The following is a 20,560-nucleotide window of genomic DNA, read 5'->3' as shown; positions in this document are numbered from 1 at the left end:
TACAAATTCTATGGCACAGATGCCATGGCTGAAAGCGTTGTACATACAAATAAAATGTAAAACTGCTTAACAGTTAGTGCTAATGCCTAAATCATTTGGGTTACAGATGTTGTGACCTGAACCCAATTGAGAAAGGGTGATTAGCGAGTGCGTGGGCAAACTTCACCTTCAGCAAAGAAATAGGCGATTTCACGAGCAGCTGATTCTACAGAATCAGAACCGTGGGTGCCGTTTTCAGTGAAGCTATCAGCGTAGTCTGCACGCAGAGTGCCAGCCAGAGCGTTAGCTGGGTTAGTTGCACCCAGAATGTCACGGTGACGCTGAACCGCATTTTCGCCTTCCAGAACGGTCACTACGATTGGGCCGGAAGTCATGAATGCAACCAGACCGTCGAAGAATGGTTTGCCTTCGTGCTCAGCGTAGAAACCCTGAGCCTGCTCTGAGGTCAGGTGCAGCATTTTTGCGCCAACAATCTTAAACCCAGCGGATTCAAAACGAGCATAAATATTACCAATAACGTTTTTTGCCACCGCGTTTGGTTTGATGATGGAAAAAGTACGTTCAATAGCCATGATTACCTCTGTCTCTGTTCTGTTTACCCGGATACCCGGTTATGATTTGGCGCCGATTATAATGAGCAAGTCTCGCGTTGCCTATGGATGTAGGTAACATTTTTTTAAAATAAAGCGAACATCGGCAACACTTTTCACCCAAACGGCTAAAAATCACTCTATTACTCTACTGCAAAGTGAAATGAGCAGCAGCAATCTGCCCTGCTTCATCAAGTACCAACACTTGGTAGTTTCCCGGTTTATCCAGATTTAGCGCGATTCCATTCCGGTTTTCACCCACTGGCTCTCCGTTCAAAAACCACCAGCGATCACCTTGCCCTCCCTGTGCGCTAAGACGCAGCGCTACGCTTAATTCGCCAGGAAGACGCTTCAAAATAGCGCCCTCACGTACCCCCAACAACAATAAAGGCGTAACTTCATCTTTCTGTGCTGGCGGACATTGTGCCGAAATCTCCGGCAAACGAGCCGCTCTTCTCTCACTGGCAGGCAACCAAGGCTCAAGCGGCAACGGCCACAAAGAAATAATGTGTTGTGTTGCATTTGGGCAATCCGCTGCCACACGTTGCCCTTGCTCATTCAGCCAGACAATTTTTCTCGATCCCTGAAGACCTTCTTGCCCCGGTGCTTCGAGTGTTGGCGGTTGGCTATCATCCAGAAGCCAGCCCGATAATCTGCGTCGACAATTGCTGTCTCCCACGGCAAGATTTTGCCCTCCCGGCCAGCAAATTCCCCCCGTAGAAACAGATGCCGGACGCGGGTCAACCGGCAGACGTGCTTGCTGAACGGCAGAAGTGGCTTGCAGCAGATTATTCACCTGGTTTAACAGCGGCACGGCGCTACCTAAGCCAAATTGTCCAGCAACCGGTGTGCTATCAGGGCGTCCAGTCCAGATACCAATGAGATAGCGGGGATTTATCCCGATAGCCCATGCATCGCGATAGCCATAGCTGGTGCCCGTTTTCCAAGCCAAAGGGACAACAACTGGCAAGGTGGCATCGGGTTGCGGCTGTGCTTCACCTGCCAGAACTCGACGAATAATCCACGCGGCACCAGCAGACATCAACGGACGCTCAAGCAAGGGTTGATCCGGTTGCAACCGCAACTGTGCTGCGCGCCCATGACGAGCGAAAGCACTATAAGCCGCAACTAACTGATCCAGCCGCGCCCCGCCACCGCCAAGAATGAGCGAAAGATTTGGCTCGCTACCCGCAGGAAAACGCAGATCCAAACCCACGTTACGCAACTGCGCGGCAAACCGTTTTGGCCCGTACGCTTCAAGTACCTGCACCGCAGGGAGATTGAGTGAACGCACTAGCGCGTCACTCATACTGACTGGGCCATGAAAACCCGTGTCGAAATTCCCCGGGCGATAATCGCCAAAACGGCGTGGTACATCCTGTAACAACGATGTGGAATGAATCAGCCCATCGTCCAGCGCAAGGCCATAAACAAACGGTTTAAGCACCGAGCCTGGTGAACGAATCGCCGTGACCATATCAACATGCCCGAAACGACTTTGATCATTGATATCGACTGAACCTACCCAACCGCGCACTTCCATGGTGGTGTGATCGACGACCAGCATCGCCATTGATGAACGTGGCGGAAGCTGAGCTTTCCAGTTCAACGCCAACTCTTCCAATTGGCGCTGTAACGGTGCATCGATGGTGGTGGTTATTTTCTGCAAGTTACTGCGATTTATCAGATAACGTGAAAGCAACGGCGCTAATTGCGGCATCTGGCGTGCAGCAAGCCAAACGGGTTCTTCGAGGGATTCTTTAACCTGCTGCGGTTCCCAGACCGCTTGCTCAGCCATGCGAAGCAGCACTTTGTTACGCGCAGCTTGTGCTCGTTCAGGCCAGCGATCTGGACGCAGGCGGCTAGGAGCCTGTGGGAGTACTGCCAGTAAAGCCGCTTGCGCATAACTAAGATGCTCAGGGGATTTTCCCAAGTAGACCCAACTGGCGGCTCCCACGCCCTGTAACGTGCCGCCAAAGGGTGCACGATTCAGATAGAGCGTGAGAATTTGCTCTTTTGAAAGATGCCACTCAAGTTGGAGTGCCCGCCACACCTGGCGAATTTTTCCGCCAAACGTACGAGGATGCGGATCAAGCAAACGCGCGACTTGCATCGTCAACGTGCTGCCGCCCGAGATCACTTTCCCATTACGAAGATCCTGCCAGGCCGCTCGTAAAATCGAAAGTGGATTGATCCCTGGATGATCCCAAAACCAGCGATCTTCATAGTTGATCAGGGCTTCGAGATAACGGGGTGAAACATCATTAAGCGTGACCGGATAGCGCCAGATGCCGTTCTCGTCAGCAAAACGCCACAGCGGCGTGCCGTCTGCTGCCACCACGACACGTGCAGGATTCGCCTGAGATAATGGCAGCGGCCAAAGCCGGTCTGCCAGCCAAACCCCCAGGCAAAAAATGAGAGGCGCCACTACAAAAAGGTAGCAGCGCCGCCAGCGTAAAGGCTGTCGCATTTGAGCAGGCCTGTTACGGATGAACAGTCAGCATGCCAGTGCTGGCTCCTGTTGCCCGCCACTGCGGCACATACATGGACTCTACTTGTGAAACCGGCACCTGATAAATCCCAGGGGTCACCGCTCGTGCCAGGTAAACCAGCGTTGCATGCTGGCTTTCAGTGAGTGGCAATGCGGCCACAAAGCGGTCATCACGGAATTCCAGGTGCTGGATATCAGCTTGTTGCATCTGGCTAAGTAAACCCTGAACCTGATTATCGCTATCACTCAGGCTGGCGCTGCTTTCAGAAAGGTTCTGGTTTTCCAGCTCAAGCCCTGCAGGGAGTAAATCGACCACCAGCGCATCAGGCACATTTTTATCTGCCCACACATCTAACCAAACCATCACTAACTCACCACTTTTCAGCTCTGACAACGACTTACTATTGCCTTTCGCATCCAGGAAATGACGCTCAATATGCAACACATTGCTATAGGGCACTGGAGCCTGTTGCGGATAGCCCACACTGTCTAAGCGCAGATAAAGATTGCCAGTACCGGTGTTGCTCACTTGCAGGAGTTCGAGTTGTTCAGCAGTCAAATTACGGGTTATGGATTGCCCACTCGCCAATGGTTCGTCAGTAAATGAGACCTGCGATTGCCAATCCCCTTTCGCCGTTTGCCAGTTTCGACCCGCCAGGAAGAGCGCGTTACTTTCCTGAGTCGACAACCAGTTTTGGCTAAAGGCGAGGTTAGAGAGTTCCAAAAGCAAGTTACTTTGCTGGTCTGGTAGCAATTTGTTCTCTTCCAGAAGGCTGAGAATCATCGCTTTATCACGCAATTCGCTGCCGTAATCCGCCATCCAGATTCGCTCGTCACTACGACGGGTTTTCAACCCTAACTTGATTGCTTGTTCACCACGCGGGGCATCGCCCATTAACTTTAACCCGACACCCAGTTGCACAAGCGGCAAGCCTGCTCGGGCAGTGCTATAACGCTGCCAAAGTTCACGCAGCGCCCCAAGAGGGGCTTTTTGCTGGCGGGCTAACACTTGCCCTGCGTAGGCTTGAATCGCAAATTTACTGGCAGCAGCATCATCGCTATAACGCAGTGCGATAAGCCCTGAATCCTGAAGGTAGCGCAGCAGGCGCTGATTGGCCTTATTGAGCGAATCAACATTAACGCTGTAGCCTTGCTCGTTCGCTCGAACCAGGAAATCAGTCACATAAGCCGTTAACCAGTATTCTTCCGGCCCTTCTTTGTCCCATAGACCAAAGCTGCCGTTATCGCGCTGCATATCGAGCAGACGAGAAATCCCCAAATCAATGGCAGCACGACGCTGTTCATCAGTGGTTCCTTTTATCCCAAGAGCCGCAAGCTGCGCCTGATTGGTATAAAGCGAAGGGAATAGGCCGCTGGTCGTTTGTTCAAGGCAACCATACGGATAGGCTTTAAGCTCACGGATATAGCGCGCCAAGTTTAACGGCGGGCGCCCGCTGAGCAATACCTGCCCTTCAAGTGTTGCCGAGGCTAAACCAGAAATATGTTGCGGCGGAATATCCCACACTTCACCGGGAGCAAGCACCGCACCACTATTGATACTTTGTGCCGGGAACGGAGGACGCACGGATAAGGTCCACTGTTTTTTCAGGGCAGTGAATGTTTCGCCCGGTAAGTTGACCCCACTAATTTGCGCATTGAGTTGCCCATCACCAAAACCATCCAACGCGCTGACTGAGATAAACAGTGTTTTCCGAGCACCCGGCAACAGTTTTAGAGTTTGTGACGCTGCTGAGTCCAGCGCAATCAGGCCGTTAGTGTTGAGGTTAATATTCAGTTGTTGCGGCTGGTCAGTCAGGTTTGTGAGATCCATCGCTAAACGGCTGCTATCGCCGCTCGCCATAAAGCGCGGCGCAGCCAGTTCAGTCACCAGTGGTGCGGCGACCACCACTTTGCCCTCGCTATTACCAAAGCGGTCATCGGTCCAGGCTTGCGCCATGACACGCAGTTCACCGTTGAAATCGCCAACAGGGAGTGTGACGGTGCCTTCGCCTTTTTCATCCAGTTGTACCGCCTGAGCTTGCTGAGCAATGATTGTGACGTGGTTAACCGGTTTTTTACCGCCCCGACTTAGCGCATCGCCTTCATCGCCATCACCACCAAAGCGTAATGCGGCTAAGCGCCCTTCCCCTTCAATCACCTGGCCGTAGATATCGTATAAATCTGCGCCATAACGTTTACGGCCAAAGAAGGCTTCCCACGGGTCCGGCGTTTTGTAGTCAGTGATATTCAGTACACCGCTATCAACAGCAGAAACCAGAACATTAATTTGCTTCGGCATTTCACCCTTTATGGGTTGGGTTTTTACTTTCACTGTCAGATTTTGATTCGGCCGCATTTTAGCGGGTGCTTCCAACTCAAGTGCCAGTCGGCGGCTTTCATCAGCCAGCGGAAGATGCAAAATACCGACCGCGCGTTTTGGCGTTGCCGCACGGCTCTTATCTCCTGGTCGAATCACCAGTGTGCTCAAATACAAATCATGACGCTGCCAGCTTTTATCCACTGGAATAGCAATATCCAGGCCTTTGTCTGGCACATCAATTTCTTTCCACCACAGTGGGCCATCGCTGGATTCCACCATCGCATAGCCTTTACCCGCAGCGGGGGCAGAAATATGCAGATTGATGGTATCGCCCGCCTTGTAAGCAGGCTTGTCTATTTTCAGCGTCACACGGTCTGGGCGTACAGCACCTTCGCCGTCACTGTTGTCTTGCCAGCTATAACCTGCCCAGAAGCGCAAGCTACTCACAATGTTTGTATCCGGGTCACGGACTTCAAGACGGTAGGACCCCCATTCAACGGGGAAAGCCACTTTACCGGTTTCGCCCGCTGCGAGCGCGAGCTTTTGTTCGGCTTCTACGAGGTCTTTCTGGTCATATTGAGACTGCCAACCCTCACCCTCTTCCCAGCTCCAGAAGTAATCTCGGCGCTCGCGGATGAGCCGCACATCAAGCCCGGAAACCGCCAGCTTTTCTCCTTTAGCATTGGCATAAACGATGTCAAAACCGGCGTTAGTGTTTTCGTCGACAATAGGTTGAGTCCGGGTGCTGTCAGTTCGGTAATCGTAGATCTCTTTGCTGGAAAATTGTGGACGAATGCCGGGCAGCGCAACACCAGGCCAGATAGCTTGTTCAGCACGACGCGTCACTGGACGGCCGCCTGATTCCAGTAAACTGGCTTGTAGCACCAGTCGTAATGGCGAGTGGACATCAGCCCATTGGCTCTGGGCACTCACTGTTGTTTTGCCTTGCTCATCAAGCTGCAGCTGAACTTCATCCAAATTCAAAGTGAGGTTTTCTTCGTTTATGTCACCAAACTGGAACCCTGGTAATGCAGACACCGCTTCACGAAGCGGGCGTAAGAATAGTTGCCCTTGCAGATTGTTACCAGACGCAGGTGCACCGTACAGATAACGTCCAGCAACCTGGAAGCTCACTGATTCATCAGGGCTAACGGGGTCTTTATTGCCGGTGATATTAAGTGCCATACGCTCTGGCATGAAGTCTTCGACTTTAAATGACCAAATACGTGGCTGGTTATCACCGGTATTAACACGCACCTGCCAGTTGCCGGTTTGCACATTCTGATTCAAGGGGTAGCTCAATTGGTACAAACCGTTTTCCGGCTGCCAAACTTGTGTTCTGGCAACCTGGCCATCCGGTTTCACCACTTCCAGTTTTACCGGTTGAGCGGGCAGTGTTTTCCCATCGCTGTCACGTAGCAAGGCGTTAAGCAGTACGGTTTCACCCGGGCGATAAAGATCCCTTGGGCCAAACATAAAGAATTGCTTAGTGAATCCGGCATCTCCGGCAATATCAAATTCAGCCAGATCCAGTGCCGGACGACTCAAATCCAACAGGGTAGTTTGCTCGGCAGTACGCGCGAGTAATAACGTCCCTTTACCTGATTTTTCCAGCGTAGCGTGGCCGTCAGCGTCGCTCTTCGCCTGTGCCAGGGTTTGCCCTTTTTCATCAAGCAGAGAGATTTCCACACTGGACTGCGCGGCACCATTTTCCAGGCTTTGAGTGAAGACATCTAACTGGTCATGGTAACGGTGCACTGACACGCCGATGTCGCTTAACATAAACAATGTTGCGGCATTGCTATAACTGTAATGGCCGGCCTGGTTCATTATCGCGATATAAACGCCAGGTTGTTGCAGCGGTTTAATTTCGCCTAGCGGTAGCAGCAGTTTTTCACGGGTATTGCGCGCAGGATTAAGGTCAAATCTGCCGCTGTAAACCAAATCCGAAAGCTTGAGTAAATTGTCAGATTCCCAGTTAGAGACTGAATTTCGGTATTGCCACTGACTGATGAATGAACTCAACGATTCACTTTTAATCCGGTAAAAATTGACGTCAATTTTATCGACGTTGAGGGCCATCACCGGTAAACCTGCAATCACTTTGGTTGGCAGCAATGAACCTCGGCTGGCAAACCCAACGCTTGGTTGAATATCTCGCGTCGAAATTGGCTTCTCGAAGTGGCTGTCAAAAGTGGTTTTATTGAGAGCCAGCAAGCCGTTATCAACCGTCAGTATCAGTTCACGTTTAGGCTCAAGATGGCGCAAACGTAATTCTTTTAAGTCGGCTGAAAGTTCCCACGCACCGTCAACTTTACCGCTGGTTTTATCCACCAAATGCGTCACGCGGGAGAAATCTTGATTGGGATCGAGCGGAATTGAGAAGGTGAGGACCAACGTGCTCGCCCCATCGAGCTGAACCTCGGATGCATCAAGCAATTTAAGCGGTTTGCCCGCTGAATCCTTCGCTAACTTGTCGAGTTGTGAGGCGTCAGGTTTCGCCACTGGTGCCGCACTTTGCTGGGCCGAGCTATCGCTCTTCGCCAGCGATTGAGGTGTGTCGTTATTGTCGCATCCTGAAAGAACCAAAGCTGCCACTAGCGCTGCTGCCAGCGCACCCAGACGTATTGCTTTCATGTTTAATCCCTGGCCGATACTGCCCATTAACCCACTACGTTGTCTATGTATTATGCGGGCACATTAAAAAAACGAAAGTATCCAGGCTGTGCATTGCGCGCTTTCTCGCAAAGCGAACTCTTATTGTGTAACTGTTGCAATTGAAGTTCTGTTGCAAAGTGGAAGCGTGATCACAGTCCGAAAGGTCACATGTTACCTTATAAGTCATCTGTTTTTAAAACAATAAGATAGATAGAAATAGAGTTCTTATTCTTGCTACATTTCAAGCTGAGTCGCTGCCTCAACGCGGTGTTTAGCTAAAGTGATAATAAGAGACTGCTAAATGAAAAGTGCCGTTAATGCCCTACAAAATTTCGGAAAATCGCTCTATGGCCCAGTGCTTATCTTGCCGATCGTCGGTTTATTTATCGCATTCGGTAATGTATTGGGCAATGGTAACCTGGCTGAATATTTACCGTTCCTCAGCCATCCTTCTATTCAGCACACTGGGGTTCTGATCTCCAAATCAGCAGTATCGGTGCTGGCAAACCTGGCGCTGGTCTTTGGTGTGGGTATTCCCATTGGCCTTGCGGCCAAAGACAAAGGGTATGCCGCATTGATTGGCCTGGTCACTTTTATCGTATTCATTAATGCGATGAACGTAACACTACAACTACAAGGCGAACTGGCTCCAGCCGACCAAATGCGTGCTGCAGGGCAAAGCATGGTGTTGGGTGTCCAGGTGCTTGAGATGGGCGTTTTCGCAGGGATCCTCACCGGAGCGTTGTCGGGATATTTGTACAACCGCTATTCCAGCGTACAGTTTTCGGGTGCGATGGCGATTTACTCTGGTCACTGCTTCGTCGCTATTATCATGCTTCCCGTTTCGATGTTACTCGGCGTGGTGATGAGCGAACTCTGGCCGTTTGCTCAACATGGAATCAGTGCGCTGGCGTTGGCGATTAAAGGTGCGGGAGCATTCGGTGTGGCTATCTATGGCTTCCTCGAACGCATTCTGGTGCCAACCGGTCTTCATCACCTGGTCTATACCCCCTTCCTGTACACCGAATTAGGTGGCACAGCCGATGTTTGCGGCAATATTTATCAAGGCGCGCGCAATATTTACTTCGCTGAAATGGCCTGTCCGAGCGTCCATCAGCTGAGTAGCACTGTGGTGTGGGACGCCCGCGGCATTAGTAAAATGTTCGGCCTTCCTGCTGCCGCATTCGCCATGTATATGACCGCCAAACCTGAGCGCAAAGCGGCGGCAAAAGCGATTCTCATTCCGGCAGCGCTGACGTCTATGCTGGTTGGCGTTACAGAGCCGCTGGAGTTTTCATTCCTGTTTGTCGCCCCATTGCTGTTTGGCGTGCATGCCGTTCTGACCGGTATCGGCATGATGCTGTTCTACCTGCTGGGTGTTCACGCTATCGGCGCTAACGGCATTATTGATTTCATTCTTTATAACCTGCCACTTGGCACCGAGAAGTCCAACTGGCCGATGTATATCGCCGTAGGTCTGACGATGTCGGTCATCTATTTCCTGGTATTCCGTTTCCTTATTCGTCGCTTCGATATGAAAACCCCGGGGCGTGAGGACGAGGAGCAAGAAACAAAACTGTATAGCAAACAAGAGTATCAAGCTAAAGGCAGCAACGATGGATTGGGTGAAGCTATTATTGAGGGCCTTGGTGGACGAGCCAATATCGAAGTAGTCGACAACTGTTACACCCGCCTGAGAGTGACGGTACGCGATGTTTCAGTTATCGATGAACCCCGCCTGAAATCGACCGGTGCGAAAGGGGTGATTAAGCAAGGTAATAACGTTCAAGTGGTCTACGGGCTGCATGTCAAAAAAATGCGAGAAGCAGTAGAGACGAATCTCTAAAGGAGCCAATGATGTTTAAACCCCCATTTATTTTGTCCATTGCCGGTGGTGGTAGCACTTACACGCCAGGTATTGTTAAGAGCCTGATGGTGCGCCTGGCCGATTTCCCATTAGCTGAAATTCGCCTCTACGATATTGATGGCGAGCGCCAGTCGGTCATTGCTCCAGTTGTTGAGAAAGTGATTCGCGACCACAGCCAAAGTATTAAATTCACCGTCACCACCGACCCAGAAGTCGCCTTTAGCGGTGCCCATTTCGTTTTCGCTCAGATGCGTGTGGGGCAATATAAAATGCGTGAGCAGGATGAAAAAATCCCTTTACGCCATGGAGTTATCGGGCAAGAAACCTGTGGACCAGGCGGGTTGGCTTATGGTTTACGCACCATTTTACCGATGGTGGAATTGTGCGATTTTGTTGAGCGTTATGCGCATCAAAAAGCGTGGATTGTTAACTATTCAAACCCCGCGGCGATTGTTGCTGAAGGTGTGCGCCGCCTGCGTCCGAAGGCTCGCGTGCTGAATATTTGTGATATGCCAGTAGCCGCCATGCGCAACATGGGCGCTATCCTCGGCGTCGACCGCCATAAACTGGAAGTTGATTACTTCGGGTTGAATCATTTTGGTTGGTTTACACGTGTGCTGGTTGATGGGGAAGATCGTCTGCCGGAATTGCGCCGCCATATCGCGAAGTTTGGCCTTCTGACTGAAGACGCCGCGCAAACCGATCCGCAGCATTCTGATCCGTCCTGGGTAAAAACCTGGCGTCATATCAAACCGATAATGGATCATTTCCCGGAATACCTGCCGAATCCTTATTTGCAGTATTACCTGATGCCAAACGACATCGTTGAGCATCAAAACCCTGACTACACACGCGCCAACGAAGTGATGGATGGGCGTGAGAAGAAACTGTTTGCCGCCGCCGACGAATATAAAAAAACGGGGATTTTGCCAGATGCGTTCCATGTTGGCGTACACGGTGCGTTTATTGTTGATGTCGCCTGCTCACTGGCCTTTGATCTACGCCAACGCCACCTGGTGATTGTGGAAAACAAAGGGGCTATTGCCAACCTGCCCTACGACGCAATGGTGGAAGTGCCTGCCTATATCACCTCCGAAGGGCCGGAACCAGTACGAATGGGTGCCGTTCCCCTGTTCCACCAGACATTGCTCATGCAGCAATTAGCCTCCGAACAACTGCTCGTTGAAGCGACGATTGAAGGCAGCTACGAAAAGGCATTGCAGGCATTTACCCTTAACCGCACCGTGCCGACCATGCAGCACGCGAAAGCGATTCTTGACGATATGATTGAGGCTAATGGTGATTACTGGCCGCAACTGCAACAAGCATGGAAAGATGGCGAAGCGGTGAAAGCGTAACTTTATCTAATATTTACGGCGCACTTCGCAGCAGTGGATATGGTTGCTTGTCGGTTTGCTGAAAAACACCGACAATTCGATAAATGTGCAATGAATCGGAGGCAACCATGTCCACTACTTTCTTCGTTGCGGGCGACTGGCTCGCAGAACATGTTAATGATGCGGATATTCAGATTATTGATGCTCGCATGGCTCCTCCTGGCCAGGAACAGCGTGATGTGGCTGGTGAATACCGCGCAGGCCATCTGCCCGGTGCCGTATTTTTTGATATCGAAGCTCTTTCCGATCACACAAGTCCCCTGCCGCATATGATGCCGCGCGCTGAAGCCTTTGCCGTCGCCATGCGTGAGTTGGGTATCAGCCAGGACAAACATCTGATTGTTTACGATGAAGGTAACCTGTTCTCCGCCCCGCGTGCATGGTGGATGCTGCGTACTTTTGGCGTTGAGAAGGTCTCGATTCTGGCCGGGGGTCTGGCCGACTGGCAGCGCGAAGAATTGCCTCTCGAAAAAGGTGATATTGAATTACCGGAAGGTGAGTTCGATGTGAACTTTGATCCATTAGTGATTAAACGTCTGACTGATGTTCTGCTGGTAAGCCATGAAAGCACTGCGCAAATAGTCGATGCTCGCCCTGCCCCGCGTTTTAACGCACAAGTGGACGAGCCACGCCCGGGTTTAAGACGCGGGCATATTCCGGGTGCATTAAACGTGCCGTGGAACGATTTAGTAGAAAACGGGCAGTTGAAAACCACTGACGAGTTGAATGACATTTTCACACGCCAAGGGGTTAGTTTTGATAAACCGGTTATCGCCAGTTGCGGTTCAGGTGTCACTGCGGCAGTGGTGGTCCTGGCGTTAACCACACTCGGCGTCAACGGTGTTTCGCTGTACGACGGCTCCTGGAGTGAATGGGGGGCACGCCCTGATTTACCTGTCGAACCTGCACAATCACTGTAATGGACAACCGCCTGGTCGGCCTGCTCGAGCGCGGGGAGTCATTAACCCGCGCTGAGTATCGCGCGCTCGCGCACTTGACTAACCATCCCTTGTTGGTCGGTAATATCACGGTTCGCGAGCTTGCCCAGGCGACGTTTGTCTCCAGCGCGACCATTATGCGGCTATGTCATAAGCTCGGTTTTAGTGGCTTTAGTGAGCTTATCTGGCACTGTAAACAACTGCTTTCCAATACACCGCATATTGCTCAGCAACCCGCACAACCCACTGCCACACTTCCGGTTTTATTCGATAAGTTTGTTGCTAATTACCGGCAAACTTTTCGCTGGGTAACACCCGAACTGATGACGCAATTCGCGACATTGCTGCGCGAAAAAGAGAGCTTCTTTTTATACGGTGCGGGTTTTTCCTATCTGTTTGCTGAATACCTCACCAAGAAACTTCAGGTGCTGGGCAAAACTGCGTTTATTTCAGGACCAGGCGATAGTCGGGGAATTTTCCTGAGCAATGCGTCGAAGTACCAGGTGTTTATCGCCATTTCACGTAGCGGCGAAACCGAACAGGTATTGGATAAAGCGCGGATTGCACAGAATGTTGGGATGTCGATTGTGGCGTTTACTCGCGCATCGTCGAACAGTTTGTCCGAACTTGCAGATGTGCATTTTCAACTCTATGACGAGGCAATCCACTATGCAGCAGAAGCTGCCGGGATCACCTCGTTTGAGTCTAATCTGGTGATGCTTATCGATTTATTGCTGTTACAAGCGACAAACTAACAAATCAGATGATTCGATTAGTTTTAAAATCTCGCAAGAAGCTGCCCCAGCGGCGTTCATAGAATGGCGTAATATGCGCCATCATGAAGTGGCTGATACCCTTCTCACCTTCCACCACCTGGCAAATATCGACCGGCTCATCGCCGGGTAACGTGTCAGTTGCCACACTCCCCGTCTGGCGAATAATCGCTTCGATATCACCTTCAGCTTCAATACCAATCAGCAGGTTTGGTTGTTCATCAGCACGTTCTTTGATTGAACAAATAAAAGCGCGCTTAACCGTTTTCAGGTTTTTAAACAGCGTCGTTAAAGAATCGACCATTTGTGCCGGTGGCTCAGCCACTTCGGAAAGCAGCAACGAAGTCCCGCCATCCAACACTTCTTGCTGGGTTAATGGATCACTTTCATCGCTGATTAAATGCGTGATTTCACGCGGGGTAAACTCTTTGCCCGTCGGCAATTTAGCATTCAAAAATAGTGTTGCACCCTGCGTCATTTCAAACAGCGTGCGTACCGGCATCACGACAAACGCCTGCTCGTGGCTGATGGCCTGTTGCAGCGTTTCAACAGAGGTGAAGAATGGAATGACAGAAGTGCCATCATCTTTTTCCCAGTGCTGCAATTCGACTGCACTATCGGCATCAATGGCTTCGCCTTCTGCTGCTGTACCAGGCACCCAAACGGTAGACTCCAACAGGACGCGGAAGAATGCCGGGCGGTGAGCGGGCTCAAGGGCCGCCTGTTCAAGCAAGGTTTCTAATTCGTTTTTGAGTTCTGACATGATCGTTCCAGATTATCCCGATTTGATCCCCTCTCCTTTGAGGGAGAGGGTTAGGATGAGGGGGTAAACATTGATGAAAGCCATCAAGCCAGGTCGCCCTCATCCCGGCCTTCTCCCTCAGGAGAAGGAGAAAAGCAATTACTCAGCAGTCAACAAATTCGCAATTGCGCGCACGCCAATGCCTGTTGCGCCAGCAGACCACTGCTCAACAGCACCTTTACGGTAGGTTGCGGAGCAATCAATATGCAGCCAACCCTGGTGATAATTTTCCACAAAGTGGGACAAGAATCCCGCTGCCGTGCTGGCTCCTGCTGGATAGGAAGCGTTAGAGGTGTTGTTCAGTTCCGCAAAGTTAGAGGGTAACTGGTTGCGATGGAACTCGGCCAAAGGCAAGCGCCAGAATGGTTCGTTCTCAACTGCCGCACTCGCCATCAGGCGGTTGACCAGCTCATCGTCAAAGCTGAACAGTGCATGGTAATCGTTACCCAGTGCTGTTTTCGCCGCGCCGGTTAACGTCGCACAGTCGATGATCAGTTCAGGTTTTTGCGCGCAAGCGTCAATCAGGCCATCAGCCAGAACTAAACGACCTTCCGCATCGGTATTCATGATTTCAACGGTTTTACCGTTGCGATACTTAATGATGTCGCCCAATTTGAAGGCATTACCGCTGATCAGGTTGTCCGCACAGCACAGATACAGTTTGACGCGTTTGTTCAGGCCACGAGTAATCGCGAAGGCCAGAGCACCGGTGATGGTCGCAGCGCCCCCCATGTCAGACTTCATCGAGTCCATGAACGCGCTTTGTTTAATGCTATAACCGCCGGAATCGAAAGTGACCCCTTTACCCACCAGGCATGCGTAAACCGGTGCTTCTGGGTTGCCGGTTGGGTTGTAATCCAGTGCCAACAATACTGGCGGACGTTCAGAACCACGGCCAACGGTGTAGATACCCATATAGTTCTGCTCGCGCAGATCTTCGCCTTTGGTGATGCGATAGGAAACCTGGTTACACGCAACATCACACAGCAAATCTACCGCACGTGAAGCGAGCTGTTCTGGGCCAAGTTCTTCGGCTGGGGTGTTGATGGTATGACGTACCCAGTCGATGATTTTCAGACGGTTATTAAGCTCTTTTTGCTCTTCTTCACTCAGCACAGCCCAGTCAACTTTACGCGTGCCTTTTGGTGCGCGATAGCCCTGCCAGAATGCCCAGCTCTTTTCTACATCCCATCCGTCGCCCGCAAGCTCAACATGCTTCAGGCCCTGGCCGTCAATTTTACGCGCTGCACGTTGGATTAGCCCCAGGTCATCTTTGCCTGTCAAGTGCAGGGTAATCCCTTCATCGTTGATACTGTAAGCGGCTTTTTCACCCCAACGCGCGTCGGCAGGCGCAGTGGAAAGGGTGATTTTCATGGCTTCTGTCATTTTATTTTCCTTATACTTTTCAGCTCATGTTTCATATAAAAATGGGCCGCCATAGGCAGCCCTTTTCTATATCCTACATCATTCGAGTTGCAGGAAGACGACAAGCTCATGAGTCCCCAGGAGCTTACATAAAGTAAGTGACTGAGGTGAGTGAGTGCAGTCAACGCGCCTGCAGCTTGAAGGATGACGGGTATATTTATTCTGCTTCATCTAACCAGACTAACAGAATAGCTTCCAGAATTTTTTCATTGGATGCGTCTGGTAAGTCGTCAAAATCTTCCAGCAAGCAAATCCACTGATGCAGATCGGTAAAGCGCACCGTTTTAGGATCGAGATCCGGACGACTGTCATACAGTGCTTCGCCGATTTCACGGCTATCGGTCCATTTTAGTCCCATTTGCAGCTCCTGTTAGTGCTCTCGCGCATGGTTGATGGTATAGCGCGGCATCTCAACGACCAGGTCTTCGTCAGTGACGCGTGCCTGGCAGCTTAAACGGCTTTCAGGCTCAAGACCCCAGGCTTTGTCCAGCATGTCGTCTTCATCTTCTGTGCTTTCAGCAAGGGAGTCGAAACCTTCACGCACCACACAGTGGCAAGTGGTGCAAGCACAGGATTTTTCACAGGCATGTTCAATCTCGATACCGTTGCGCAGGGCAACATCAAGAATGGTTTCACCGACATTCGCTTCCAAAACTGCGCCATCTGGACACAAATCCTGATGAGGCAAAAATACAATCTTTGGCATGTTAAACCTCGTCCACGGAGTGGCCTTTCAGCGCCTTACGGATTGATTCATCCATACGACGAGCGGCGAAATCCTGGGTTTGTTTGTCTACGTTTTTAATGGCTTGTTCAATCGCATTGATATCGTCACCCGCCGCTGCCGCATGGAGTACCACTATCGTTGCGTCGATATCAGCACGTTCTTCGGCACTTAACAGCGCGGCATCTGCGCTCAATGCACCTTGCAAGCTTTCCAGCACGCGAGCCGCGTCAACTTTTTGCTCTGCAAGCATGCGCGCTTGCACATCTCGCTCGGCAAAACTCATGGAGTCCTGAATCATGGTGGCGATTTCACCGTCGCTCAGACCATAAGAAGGCTTCACCTGTATAGACGCTTCAACACCAGTGGATTTCTCCATGGCGGTCACGCTCAGCAGGCCGTCAGCATCCACCTGGAAAGTCACGCGGATATGCGCACCACCCGCAGGCATAGCCGGAATACCGCGCAGCGTAAAGCGAGCGAGCGAACGGCAGTCTTGCACCAGTTCACGTTCGCCCTGCATCACATGAATCGCCATCGCAGTTTGGCCATCTTTGAAGGTGGTGAAGTCCTGCGCACGTGCCACTGGAATAGTGGTGTTACGCGGAATGACTTTCTCCACCAGGCTGCCCATGGTTTCAAGACCCAGTGACAGCGGGATAACGTCCAGCAGCAGCATTTCGCTGTCAGGCTTGTTACCCACAAGAATATCGGCTTGAATAGCGGCGCCAATGGCGACAACTTTATCCGGGTCTATCGTGGTGAGTGGCGTGCGGCCAAAGAAGTCACCCACACGTTCGCGCACTAATGGTACGCGAGTTGAACCGCCTACCATCACCACTTCCAACACCTCGTCAGCGTCAACGCCCGCATCTTTCAACGCACGACGGCAGGCCAGCAAAGTACGCTTAACCAGTGCGGCAATCAGTTCGTTGAACTGCTCGCGGGTGACAATGCCTGTCCAGCCAGCCACTTCAACGGTGGTGCTTTCAGCATCGCTCAATGCAATTTTTGCAACGATTGCGGCATCCAGTAACTGGCGTTGGACGCGATCGTCGCTACGGTCAGCAACACCCGCTTGTTCACGTAGCCAGTCAGCCAGCAGGTGGTCGAAGTCGTCACCGCCCAGCGCAGAATCGCCGCCGGTTGCCAGCACTTCAAACACGCCACGGCTTAAACGCAGAATCGAGATATCGAAGGTGCCGCCGCCCAAATCGTAAACAGCGATAACGCCTTCTTTGCCGGAATCCAGACCGTAGGCAATCGCCGCAGCAGTCGGTTCATTCAGCAAGCGCAAAACATGCAGGCCAGCCAGACGCGCAGCATCCTTGGTGCCCTGACGCTGTGCGTCATCAAAATATGCAGGAACGGTAATCACCACGCCATCAAGTTGGCCTTCCAGCGCTTCGGTTGCGCGTACGGAAAGTGCCTTGAGGATGTCGGATGAAATACGAATAGGGTTCAGCAGCCCGGCCGGGGTGTCTATCATCGGTAGGCCATTCTCACTCGCCTGGAGTGAATAAGGCAGATGCGGGTAACGTGTCTGAATATCAGCAAGCGAGCGGCCCATCAAACGTTTTACCGAACTGATGGTATTTGCCGGATCTGTTGCTGCCTGGGCACGTGCATCCCAGCCCACGTTCAGACCTTGTTGCTGATAGTGCACCACCGAAGGTAACAAGTGACGCCCTTCATGGTCAGGCAGCGTTTCGGCTTGCCCACTACGAACTGTTGCAACCAGTGAATTGGTGGTACCTAAATCGATGCCCGCCGCCAGCTTGCGCTGATGGGGTGCCGCACTCAGGCCCGGCTCACTAATTTGTAATAACGCCATATTGAGCTTCCAGTTAAAAATCGAGCAGCTTTTCTTCGAGTTGTTCTATTTGGCTGCGCAGTTTATCGAGAAATCGCAGTTTACGCACAGTATCCGCCGCTTGCGTCCAGTCCTGATTGTCCAGTTGCTGCACCATTAACGCCATGCGGGTTTTCACCATCGCATTTACGTTGGCACTAAAGGACTCCAGGCGGTCGCTATCTTTGGCATGCTCGATGTTATCAAGCTCTTCGCGTAATTCGAGTTGTTCCATCAAAAACGCGGTGTCGCGCACGGTATGCTGCTCATTCGCGAGATCAAAACCGTTGAGGGAGAGAATATACTCGGCGCGCGGCAACGGATGACGCAGCGTTTGCCATGCCTGGTTGATGGTCGCAGATTGTTGAACCGCCAGCAGGAGTTCCGCCTGAGGGCGGCTGGCGTATTTATCCGGATGGAACTGGCGTTGCAGCTCCTGGTAACGGGTAGCCAACAGCTCAGTGTTAAGGGCGAAGCCTACCGGTAACCCAAAGAGGGTGAAGTAATCCATAACAGACTCAGGGTTTCATAGTAGAGCGGATACCCCGCGTAGCGTACGCTACGCGGAGGATTTGCGCGTTTCAGACGTGGAAGCTTTCGCCGCAACCGCACTCATCTTTGACGTTCGGGTTAGTAAATTTAAACCCTTCGTTAAGACCTTCTTTGACGAAGTCGAGCTCAGTGCCGTCCAAAAATTGCAGGCTTTTGCCATCGATGACCACTTTCACGCCTTTGTCTTCGAACACGGTGTCTTCATCCATCGGTTCATCAACAAATTCAAGAACATAAGCCATACCTGAACAGCCTGAAGTACGAACGCCCAAACGCAGACCAAAACCTTTTCCGCGGTTAGCTAAGAAGGCATTCACACGATCGGCAGCGCTGTGGCTAAGGGTAATCGACATACAACAACCTCAATCAATTTTTCTTCATTCTTCGAGCCGCAGGGGTGTTGGCTACTCTCACTCACCCCAGTCACTTACTTTAGTAAGCTCCTGGAGATCCCTGAGCTTGCCGCCTACCTGCAACTCGAATTATTTTGAAAAAGACTCAAAATTATTATTTAGCTTCACGTTTGCTTTTATAATCCGCAATTGCCGCTTTAATAGCGTCTTCTGCAAGGATTGAGCAGTGAATTTTCACCGGTGGCAGTTCAAGTTCTTCTGCAATGTCGGTGTTTTTGATTGCTTGCGCTTCATCCAAAGATTTACCTTTAACCCATTCGGTTACCAGCGAGCTGGAAGCGATGGCAGAGCCACAGCCGTAGGTTTTGAAGCGAGCGTCTTCAATAATACCTTCATTGTTGACTTTAATCTGCAACTTCATCACGTCACCACAGGCAGGTGCACCTACCATACCGGAACCTACGCTGTCATCGCTGTTATCAAAAGAACCAACGTTGCGTGGGTTTTCGTAGTGATCGATTACTTTTTCGCTATAAGCCATTTTTAATTCTCCAGAATTCGATATCGACGTTCGTATTGAACAATTAGTGATGAGCCCATTCGATGGAATTAATATCCACGCCTTGCTTGAACATATCCCACAGTGGAGAAAGGTCGCGCAAACGGCCAATGGACTTACGTACCAGTTCGATGGTGTAGTCGATCTCTTCTTCAGTAGTAAAACGACCTAAAGAGAAACGGATGGAGCTGTGAGCCAGTTCGTCAGTCATGCCCAGTGCGCGCAGCACGTAGGATGGCTCAAGACTTGCTGAAGTACAGGCAGAACCAGAAGAAACCGCGAGGTCTTTAAGCGCCATGATCAGGGACTCGCCTTCAACGTAGTTAAAGCTCACGTTCAGGATGGTCGGAACCCCATTTTCCAGGTCGCCGTTCAGATACACTTCTTCCATATCTTTCACGCCGTTCCACAGACGGTTACGCAGCGCACGCAGACGGGACATTTCTGTTTCCATCTCAACTTTTGCGATACGGTAAGCTTCGCCCATGCCGACTATCTGGTGAACAGGCAGAGTACCAGAACGCATGCCGCGCTCGTGACCGCCACCGTGTACCTGAGCTTCGATACGAATACGTGGTTTACGGCGAACATACAGCGCGCCGATCCCTTTCGGGCCATAGATTTTGTGACCAGAGAAGGACATCAGGTCAACTTTAAGCGTGCTCAAGTCGATAGGCAGTTTGCCCACGCTCTGAGTCGCATCAACGTGATAGATAATGCCACGCGCACGGCAAATTTCGCCGATTGCCGCGATATCTTGCACCACGCCGATTTCGTTGTTCACGTGCATGATGGAAACCAGAATGGTGTCGTCACGCATCGCAGCTTCCAGCACATTCAGGTCAACGATACCGTTGCTCTGTGGCGCCAGATAAGTCACGTCAAAACCTTCACGCTCAAGCTGGCGACAAGTGTCCAGCACAGCTTTGTGTTCAGTTTTTACCGTGATGATGTGCTTGCCTTTCTTCTGATAGAAGTTAGCGGCACCTTTAATAGCGAGGTTATCAGATTCAGTTGCACCGGAGGTAAAGACGATTTCACGAGGGTCTGCACCAACCAGTTCAGCGATCTGGTTACGGGCGATATCAACAGCTTCTTCCGCCTGCCAACCGAAACGGTGAGAACGAGACGCCGGGTTACCGAAGGTTCCGTCCATAGTCAAACACTGCATCATTTTCTCTGCTACACGCGGGTCAACCGGCGTAGTCGCAGAGTAGTCGAGATAAATCGGTAATTTCATTGCTCTTTAGGCTCCGTAC

General features: G+C 51.3%; 16 protein-coding genes. 4 read left to right on the top strand and 12 right to left on the bottom strand.

Annotated elements, in window-relative coordinates; all coding sequences use genetic code 11:
- Window positions 1–140 precede the first annotated feature (140 nt).
- The 3 genes from ndk to VJY99_RS07560 all read right to left on the bottom strand — a co-directional run bounded on the left by ndk (window position 141) and on the right by VJY99_RS07560 (window position 8,038).
- Window positions 141–572 carry a nucleoside-diphosphate kinase gene (gene ndk, locus VJY99_RS07570; protein ID WP_324117441.1) on the bottom strand — a complete coding sequence of 144 codons (432 nt, stop codon included), beginning with the start codon at window positions 570–572 and terminating at the stop codon, window positions 141–143.
- A 166-nt stretch (window positions 573–738) separates the two neighbouring features.
- Entirely contained in the window at window positions 739–3,060 is a 2,322-nt protein-coding gene (gene pbpC / locus VJY99_RS07565) for a peptidoglycan glycosyltransferase PbpC (protein ID WP_324117440.1), read from the bottom strand.
- A 13-nt stretch (window positions 3,061–3,073) separates the two neighbouring features.
- Window positions 3,074–8,038: an alpha-2-macroglobulin gene (locus VJY99_RS07560; RefSeq protein WP_324117439.1), complete on the bottom strand. Its 4,965-nt coding sequence runs from the start codon at window positions 8,036–8,038 to the stop codon at window positions 3,074–3,076.
- A gap of 322 nt (window positions 8,039–8,360) precedes the next feature.
- Here VJY99_RS07560 and VJY99_RS07555 point away from each other — a divergent pair, with 322 nt between their 5' ends.
- From VJY99_RS07555 to VJY99_RS07540, 4 genes are all read left to right on the top strand, one after another.
- Complete coding sequence (locus VJY99_RS07555; RefSeq protein WP_324117438.1) at window positions 8,361–9,905, top strand: PTS transporter subunit EIIC; 1,545 nt, start codon at window positions 8,361–8,363, stop codon at window positions 9,903–9,905.
- Between the two features lie 11 nt (window positions 9,906–9,916).
- Window positions 9,917–11,284 carry a 6-phospho-alpha-glucosidase gene (locus VJY99_RS07550; RefSeq protein ID WP_324117437.1) on the top strand — a complete coding sequence of 456 codons (1,368 nt, stop codon included), beginning with the start codon at window positions 9,917–9,919 and terminating at the stop codon, window positions 11,282–11,284.
- Window positions 11,285–11,391: 107 nt separating this feature from the next.
- On the top strand, window positions 11,392–12,243 hold the full coding sequence (gene sseA / locus VJY99_RS07545; protein ID WP_324117436.1) for a 3-mercaptopyruvate sulfurtransferase: 852 nt from the start codon (window positions 11,392–11,394) through the stop codon (window positions 12,241–12,243).
- Complete coding sequence (locus VJY99_RS07540; RefSeq protein WP_324117435.1) at window positions 12,243–13,016, top strand: MurR/RpiR family transcriptional regulator; 774 nt, start codon at window positions 12,243–12,245, stop codon at window positions 13,014–13,016. Before sseA ends, VJY99_RS07540 begins: the two co-directional genes overlap by 1 nt.
- Window positions 13,017–13,020: 4 nt before the next feature.
- Here VJY99_RS07540 and sseB read toward each other — a convergent pair whose 3' ends face one another.
- The 9 genes from sseB to VJY99_RS07495 form a co-directional block, all read right to left on the bottom strand.
- A complete protein-coding gene (sseB, locus tag VJY99_RS07535) occupies window positions 13,021–13,797 on the bottom strand; it encodes an enhanced serine sensitivity protein SseB (RefSeq protein ID WP_324117434.1) in 777 nt (258 codons plus the stop codon).
- Window positions 13,798–13,935: 138 nt separating this feature from the next.
- Window positions 13,936–15,222, bottom strand: a complete 1,287-nt coding sequence (gene pepB, locus VJY99_RS07530; protein WP_324117433.1) for an aminopeptidase PepB — start codon at window positions 15,220–15,222, stop codon at window positions 13,936–13,938.
- Between the two features lie 196 nt (window positions 15,223–15,418).
- Complete coding sequence (iscX, locus tag VJY99_RS07525) at window positions 15,419–15,619, bottom strand: Fe-S cluster assembly protein IscX (protein ID WP_324117432.1); 201 nt, start codon at window positions 15,617–15,619, stop codon at window positions 15,419–15,421.
- A gap of 12 nt (window positions 15,620–15,631) precedes the next feature.
- Window positions 15,632–15,967, bottom strand: coding sequence for an ISC system 2Fe-2S type ferredoxin (fdx, locus tag VJY99_RS07520; protein WP_034459208.1), 336 nt, complete (start codon window positions 15,965–15,967; stop codon window positions 15,632–15,634).
- A 1-nt stretch (window position 15,968) separates the two neighbouring features.
- Window positions 15,969–17,819, bottom strand: coding sequence for a Fe-S protein assembly chaperone HscA (gene hscA, locus VJY99_RS07515; RefSeq protein ID WP_324117431.1), 1,851 nt, complete (start codon window positions 17,817–17,819; stop codon window positions 15,969–15,971).
- 13 nt (window positions 17,820–17,832) lie between these two features.
- Window positions 17,833–18,348: a co-chaperone HscB gene (gene hscB, locus VJY99_RS07510; protein ID WP_324117430.1), complete on the bottom strand. Its 516-nt coding sequence runs from the start codon at window positions 18,346–18,348 to the stop codon at window positions 17,833–17,835.
- Between the two features lie 70 nt (window positions 18,349–18,418).
- Entirely contained in the window at window positions 18,419–18,742 is a 324-nt protein-coding gene (gene iscA, locus VJY99_RS07505; protein ID WP_324117429.1) for an iron-sulfur cluster assembly protein IscA, read from the bottom strand.
- A 154-nt stretch (window positions 18,743–18,896) separates the two neighbouring features.
- Entirely contained in the window at window positions 18,897–19,283 is a 387-nt protein-coding gene (gene iscU, locus VJY99_RS07500) for a Fe-S cluster assembly scaffold IscU (protein WP_015703172.1), read from the bottom strand.
- 43 nt (window positions 19,284–19,326) lie between these two features.
- The gene (locus VJY99_RS07495; protein WP_324117428.1) at window positions 19,327–20,541 is read right to left on the bottom strand and encodes an IscS subfamily cysteine desulfurase; all 1,215 of its coding nucleotides are present in this window, start codon (window positions 20,539–20,541) and stop codon (window positions 19,327–19,329) included.
- Window positions 20,542–20,560: the final 19 nt, after the last annotated feature.

Origin of the sequence: Buttiauxella sp. (genome assembly GCF_035271705.1) — a bacterium.
Classification (GTDB): domain Bacteria; phylum Pseudomonadota; class Gammaproteobacteria; order Enterobacterales; family Enterobacteriaceae; genus Buttiauxella.
This window is presented reverse-complemented; position numbering and strand designations above follow the sequence as displayed.

Excerpts from the sequence above, each read along its gene's own strand:
- VJY99_RS07550 (WP_324117437.1), top strand. The coding sequence starts at position 9,917 with ATGTTTAAACCCCCATTTATTTTGTCCATTGCCGGTGGTGGTAGCACT.
- iscU (WP_015703172.1), bottom strand. The coding sequence starts at position 19,283 with ATGGCTTATAGCGAAAAAGTAATCGATCACTACGAAAACCCACGCAAC.
- sseA (WP_324117436.1), top strand. The coding sequence starts at position 11,392 with ATGTCCACTACTTTCTTCGTTGCGGGCGACTGGCTCGCAGAACATGTT.
- VJY99_RS07560 (WP_324117439.1), bottom strand. The coding sequence starts at position 8,038 with ATGAAAGCAATACGTCTGGGTGCGCTGGCAGCAGCGCTAGTGGCAGCT.
- VJY99_RS07540 (WP_324117435.1), top strand. The coding sequence starts at position 12,243 with ATGGACAACCGCCTGGTCGGCCTGCTCGAGCGCGGGGAGTCATTAACC.
- VJY99_RS07495 (WP_324117428.1), bottom strand. The coding sequence starts at position 20,541 with ATGAAATTACCGATTTATCTCGACTACTCTGCGACTACGCCGGTTGAC.
- iscA (WP_324117429.1), bottom strand. The coding sequence starts at position 18,742 with ATGTCGATTACCCTTAGCCACAGCGCTGCCGATCGTGTGAATGCCTTC.
- fdx (WP_034459208.1), bottom strand. The coding sequence starts at position 15,967 with ATGCCAAAGATTGTATTTTTGCCTCATCAGGATTTGTGTCCAGATGGC.
- VJY99_RS07555 (WP_324117438.1), top strand. The coding sequence starts at position 8,361 with ATGAAAAGTGCCGTTAATGCCCTACAAAATTTCGGAAAATCGCTCTAT.
- pbpC (WP_324117440.1), bottom strand. The coding sequence starts at position 3,060 with ATGCGACAGCCTTTACGCTGGCGGCGCTGCTACCTTTTTGTAGTGGCG.
- sseB (WP_324117434.1), bottom strand. The coding sequence starts at position 13,797 with ATGTCAGAACTCAAAAACGAATTAGAAACCTTGCTTGAACAGGCGGCC.
- iscX (WP_324117432.1), bottom strand. The coding sequence starts at position 15,619 with ATGGGACTAAAATGGACCGATAGCCGTGAAATCGGCGAAGCACTGTAT.
- ndk (WP_324117441.1), bottom strand. The coding sequence starts at position 572 with ATGGCTATTGAACGTACTTTTTCCATCATCAAACCAAACGCGGTGGCA.
- hscB (WP_324117430.1), bottom strand. The coding sequence starts at position 18,348 with ATGGATTACTTCACCCTCTTTGGGTTACCGGTAGGCTTCGCCCTTAAC.
- hscA (WP_324117431.1), bottom strand. The coding sequence starts at position 17,819 with ATGGCGTTATTACAAATTAGTGAGCCGGGCCTGAGTGCGGCACCCCAT.
- pepB (WP_324117433.1), bottom strand. The coding sequence starts at position 15,222 with ATGACAGAAGCCATGAAAATCACCCTTTCCACTGCGCCTGCCGACGCG.